We start from the raw sequence: 4,161 nt of genomic DNA, 5'->3' as shown, positions 1-4,161 counted from the left end.
TGTAGGAGCGAGCCTGCTCGCGACGGGCGTCAACGATAACGCGTGCTTCCTGAAGAAACACGGGCGCTCTCAGGTGCATCGCGAGCAGGCTCGCTCCTACAACCGACAGCTCACAAAAAACCCGCTGACCGTTACCGGTTCAGCGGGTTTTCTTTACTGCGGATCAGCTAAATCAGGCATCCCACCTCAACGGCAGAACAACTGGATCACAAAGCCATATCAGCCGCAGCATTTTCCTTCGGTGCTTTCGGTGCTTCTGCCGGAACAGTAACCGGAGCAGCCTGGCCAATCGCCGGCGGCGGGGTCAGTTCCAGCACCTTGGCGGTGTAGGCCCATTCCTGCGCAACCTTTTCAGGGCTGGCGTTCAGTTGTGTGCCATAGCTCGGCACGATCTGGTGCAGTTTTTCCTGCCAGGCCGGGGTGGCGACCTTGTCCTTGAAGACCTTCTGCAGCACGCTCAACATGATCGGTGCGGCGGTCGAGGCGCCTGGGGACGCGCCCAGCAGGCCGGCGATGGTGCCGTCTTGCGAAGCGACGATTTCGGTGCCCAGTTTCAGCACACCACCGGCGGCTTCGTCACGCTTGATGATCTGCACGCGCTGGCCCGCTTGCCACAGGCGCCAATCTTCGGCCTTGGCATTCGGGAAGTATTCTTTCAGGGCGTTGAGGCGGTCTTCGTCCGACAGCATCAGTTGACCTGCAAGGTACTCGACCAGCGGGTATTCCTTGATGCCGACCTTGGTCATCGGCCACACGTTGTGCGTGGTGGTGGTGGTCAGCAGGTCCAGGTACGAGCCTTCTTTCAGGAACTTGGTGCTGAAGGTCGCGAATGGGCCAAACAGGATCACGCGCTTGCCGTCCAGCACACGGGTGTCCAGGTGCGGAACCGACATCGGCGGTGCGCCAACGGAAGCTTTACCATAGGCCTTGGCCAGGTGTTGCTCGGCGAGGGTCGGGTTCTCGGTCACGAGGAACGAGCCGCCCACCGGGAAACCTGCGTATTCCTTAGCTTCAGGAATGCCGGACTTTTGCAGCAGATGCAGGGCACCGCCGCCGGCACCGATGAACACGAACTTGGCGTCGGTTTCGGTTTTAGTGCCGTCTTTCAGGTTTTTGTAGCTGACACGCCAGGTGCCGTCGTCGTTCTTGGTGATGTCCTGCACTTCGCTAGACAGCTTCAAGTCGAATTTTGGCGTGGTTTGCAGGTGCGCAACGAACTGGCGGGTGATTTCACCGAAGTTCACGTCGGTGCCGATCGGGCTCCAGGTGGCCGCGACTTTCTGGTTCGGGTCACGCCCTTCCATCATCAGCGGGACCCACTTCTTGATCACAGCCGGGTCTTCGGAGTACTGCATGCCGGCGAACAGCGGGCTCGCTTGCAGGGCTTCGTAGCGCTTTTTCAGGAACTTGATGTTGTCATCGCCCCACACGAAACTCATGTGCGGCGTGGAGTTGATGAACGAACGCGGATTCTTCAACACGCCTTGCTGAACCTGCCAGGCCCAGAACTGACGGGAAATCTGGAAGGCTTCGTTGATTTCAACGGCCTTGGGAATCGACACGTTGCCCTTGTCGTCTTCCGGGGTGTAGTTCAGCTCAGCCAGAGCGGAGTGGCCGGTACCGGCGTTGTTCCAGCCGTTGGAGCTTTCCTGGGCGACACCGTCGAGGCGCTCGACCATTTCCATCGACATGCCAGGTTCCAGCTCATTGAGCCACACACCCAGGGTCGCGCTCATGATGCCGCCGCCAATCAGCAGCACATCGACTTTCTTGGCTTCTTCGGCCTGAGCCGTCGTCATCCCCAACGACAGAGCCAACCCCAGCAGGGCTGTGTTCACTTTTTTAAACATCTGTAGCACCTATGATAAAACGCCATCCGCCCTTCCATCCTCGCGCTCACAGCCCATGTTTCACGGCAGATCATGGGTGCGGCACAGCAGGACTACCGGGTGGGCACACAAGGCCGATGTCTGTGCATCGACCCCCGTTATATGTCCCTACTGAACTGACTTCTTATCTTTTTTGGCTTCAGCTACTTGAGCGACAGTGATTCTGTTCGCCCGTCTCATGGACAGGAAAACTGAATAGGTCAAACCAAGTTGCGCCAAGAATATCACGACAAGGCTAACCCGCGCGTCTGTTCCCGACTCGTGAGTCCGGTTCGACGCGGCGGGACCTCTATACTGATGCTGTTTGCCTCAAAGGATGCATTGTCATGAGCGATACAGACTATCTGCGCAAGTACTCCTCCCAAGTGATCGATGGCGTCGAAGCCGCACCCGCCCGGGCCATGCTGCGCGCGGTGGGTTTCACCGATGACGACTTCAACAAGCCGCAGGTCGGCATTGCCTCGACCTGGGCGATGGTCACGCCGTGCAACATGCACATCGACAAGCTGGCGCTGGAAGTGGAAAAAGGCGCAAACGCCGCCGGCGCCAAAGGCGTGATTTTCAACACCATCACCATCTCCGACGGCATCGCCAACGGCACCGAAGGCATGAAGTACTCGCTGGTATCCCGCGAGGTCATTGCCGATTCCATCGAGGTCGTGGTCGGTTGCGAAGGCTTCGACGGATTGGTGACCGTGGGCGGCTGCGACAAAAACATGCCGGGCTGTCTGATCGGCATGGCGCGGCTCAATCGGCCGTCGATCTTTGTCTATGGTGGCACCATCCGCCCCGGTGCCGGCCACACCGACATCATTTCCGTGTTCGAGGCCGTCGGTCAGCATGCCCGCGGCGACATCAATGAAATCCAGGTCAAGCAGATCGAAGAAGTGGCGATCCCCGGCCCCGGTTCCTGCGGCGGCATGTACACCGCCAACACCATGGCCTCGGCTATCGAAGCGCTGGGCATGAGCCTGCCGGGCTCGAGCTCCCAGGACGCCGTCGGCGGCGATAAGGCCTCAGACAGTTTCCGCGCCGGCCAGCAAGTCATGGAACTGCTCAAGCTCGATTTGAAACCGCGGGACATCATGACGCGCAAGGCTTTTGAAAACGCCATCCGCGTGGTGATCGCCCTCGCCGGCTCGACCAATGCGGTGCTGCATTTATTGGCGATGGCCAACGCAGTGGATGTCGAGTTGACCCTGGACGACTTCATCGAGCTGGGCAAAATTTCCCCGGTGGTCGCCGACCTGCGCCCCAGCGGCAAATACATGATGAGCGAGTTGGTGGCCATCGGCGGCATTCAGCCCTTGATGAAACGCATGCTCGCGGCCGGCATGCTGCACGGCGATGTCATGACCGTCACTGGCAAGACTCTCGCGGAAAACCTGGAGAACGTGCCCGACTATCCCGAAGGCCAGGACGTGATCCTGCCCTTCGACCGGCCGATCAAAAAGGATTCGCACCTGGTGGTGTTGCACGGCAACCTCTCGCCGACCGGCGCGGTCGCCAAGATCACCGGCAAGGAAGGCCTGCGCTTTGAAGGCACGGCCCGGGTCTACCACGGTGAAGAAGGTGCGCTGGCTGGCATTCTCAACGGCGAAGTTCAGCCCGGCGAAGTGATCGTGATCCGCTACGAAGGGCCCAAGGGCGGGCCGGGTATGCGCGAAATGCTCTCGCCAACGTCGGCGGTGATGGGCAAGGGTCTGGGCAAGGATGTGGCGTTGATCACCGATGGTCGTTTTTCCGGGGGTTCCCATGGTTTCGTGGTCGGGCATATCACGCCGGAGGCCTTTGAGGGCGGCCCGATTGCGTTGATCGAGAATGGCGACAAAATCACCATCGACGCCGAAACACGGCAGCTTACGCTGGATGTGTCCGAGGCTGAGCTGGCCGAGCGCAAGTCGCGCTGGGTGCGGCCGGAATCGAAGTACAAGCGCGGGGTGTTGGCCAAATATGCGAAGACCGTGTCCAGCGCTTCGGAGGGGGCGGTGACGGATAAGTATCTGTGAGCCGAAAAGGTGTGCTGCCTGACCTGGCGCATTCAACTTGCCCGCGATGGCGGCGGCTCAAGTGCCATCAATGCTGAATGTGCCGGCCTCTTCGCTGGCAAGCCAGCTCCCACAGGGTTTTGCGGCGTGCCTAAATCATGCGGCAACCACAGGACCTTGTGGGAGCGGGGCTTGCCAGCGATGGCGGCTTTAGTGCCATCAATGCTGAATGTGCCGGCCTCTTCGCTGGCAAGCCAGCTCCCACAGGGTTTTGCGGCGTGCCT

At 60.0% G+C, this 4,161-nt stretch carries 3 protein-coding genes; 2 read left to right on the top strand and 1 reads right to left on the bottom strand.

Annotation, left to right across the window (positions count from 1 at the left end):
* The coding region (locus D8U18_RS28895; RefSeq protein ID WP_206663172.1) for a hypothetical protein at window positions 1-271 on the top strand (271 nt) is incomplete at its 5' end.
* On the opposite strand, the gene mqo is transcribed toward D8U18_RS28895, so the two are convergent.
* Window positions 207-1,850 (bottom strand): malate dehydrogenase (quinone), encoded by a 1,644-nt coding sequence (gene mqo / locus D8U18_RS24675; RefSeq protein ID WP_131108761.1) that lies wholly within the window; start codon window positions 1,848-1,850, stop codon window positions 207-209. The genes D8U18_RS28895 and mqo overlap by 65 nt on opposite strands.
* Window positions 1,851-2,215: 365 nt before the next feature.
* On the opposite strand from mqo, the gene ilvD reads away from it, so the two are divergent.
* A complete protein-coding gene (gene ilvD / locus D8U18_RS24670; RefSeq protein ID WP_131108759.1) occupies window positions 2,216-3,898 on the top strand; it encodes a dihydroxy-acid dehydratase in 1,683 nt (560 codons plus the stop codon).
* Window positions 3,899-4,161 lie beyond the last annotated feature (263 nt).

It is taken from the genome of Pseudomonas sp. Sample_10, from assembly GCF_004321495.1.
In the GTDB taxonomy this organism is placed as follows: domain Bacteria; phylum Pseudomonadota; class Gammaproteobacteria; order Pseudomonadales; family Pseudomonadaceae; genus Aquipseudomonas.
Note: the sequence above shows the minus strand (reverse complement) of the source record. Positions and strands in the feature narration are given on the sequence as shown.